The sequence below is a fragment of the Treponema sp. R6D11 genome (assembly GCF_054786075.1).
Window position 1 is genome coordinate 1 of record NZ_BDHD01000900.1, and the last position, 456, is coordinate 456.

The following is a 456-nucleotide window of genomic DNA, read 5'->3' on the forward strand; positions in this document are numbered from 1 at the left end:
ATATAACGCCGCGCTACAAGCGAAACCCCCTAAAATTCCCAGGGGTTTAAAAGGTTAATTCCCTCGATATCCTCAAAATCTTTTGTGTTTCTTGTAACAAGAAGCGCGTGGTTAGAAATCGCGCAGGCCGCGATTAACGAATCCGCGACGGGAAGTTGCCGTCCCGTTAAGGCGCGGATTTTTCCCCATTCGATAATCACTTCCGTATCAATTTCGATAATCCGCCCGTTAAACCATTCTGGTAATTTCGCGTATAACCAAATTGATAAATCATGCTTCTTCTTGCCCGCGGACAGTTTTTCAACCCCATAACATAATTCTCCGATTGTGATTACCGACAAATACATGTCTTCCGATTGTATTTGTTCCGCGAATGACCTTACATTTTGGCTGCAATTTGCCTTTTGTAACTCTGAAATCACGTTGGTGTCCAGAATGTATTTCACAGGTTAACCT

At 43.2% G+C, this 456-nt stretch carries 1 protein-coding gene; it reads right to left on the minus strand.

The window, feature by feature from the left end; all coding sequences use genetic code 11:
• Positions 1-29: 29 nt before the first annotated feature.
• On the minus strand, positions 30-446 hold the full coding sequence (locus ACYVTD_RS16730; RefSeq protein ID WP_461248782.1) for a PIN domain-containing protein: 417 nt from the start codon (positions 444-446) through the stop codon (positions 30-32).
• Positions 447-456 lie beyond the last annotated feature (10 nt).